Here is a 697-nt window from a genome sequence, read left to right on the forward strand (position 1 = left end):
ATGTGTTATAAAAGAAATTAACAGAAATCTTTAAAAACCATTTAGTAAAAAACATGATAGGTTATAAAGATAAAAATAAGCATCATGAGAGCCTTTATAAATATTATAAATGTATAGATTCAAAAAATAACGCAATCGTTTTATAAAGCCAATAATATAGCTTTAAAAGCATATAATAAAAAGGAAGCGCTTGATAGGCATATGCTAAATATTTACACATAATGAATTTAAAAAAATCATAAAAATATCAAAAAAGATAAAATATTATTTGACAATAAATACGTATTTTGTTATATAAATACTCAAGTGCTAGAAACACTTAATCGATAGCGAAGAGGTTACGATAAACCTAATCCTATTAAAAACTGGCTATCTTTTATACTTTTATTAGTATATGAGAATTTTGTCGGGTGTGGTTATGCTATACAAGACCCTTTCGAGGGGAAAGCATAACGACGGACTATCGACCGTGTTTCTACCGCCCGGCGCCCTTAGGGTGTCAATAGAAACTTTATAATCGATAGGAGTTCATTATGAACGCTACAGCAAAAAATACCCCCATTACAAACAAAACCGCATCTAATAATAAACAAGAGCCTGCAAAAAAATACGAATTCACGGGTGAAACAATAGAGGTTGGCTTTAAAACGCTGCATAGAATTAGAGCTTTAAGAGATTTTGGTGATGTCAAAAAAGG

1 pseudogene is annotated in these 697 nt (G+C 30.4%); it reads left to right on the top strand.

Features of this window, described 5'->3' with window-relative positions:
* Nucleotides 1-533: 533 nt before the first annotated feature.
* Nucleotides 534-697 (top strand): annotated as a pseudogene (locus ABD915_RS10385) (LbetaH domain-containing protein); the annotation flags it as partial.

Source organism: Bartonella jaculi, from assembly GCF_039543045.1.
GTDB classification, from domain to species: Bacteria; Pseudomonadota; Alphaproteobacteria; order Rhizobiales; family Rhizobiaceae; genus Bartonella; species Bartonella jaculi.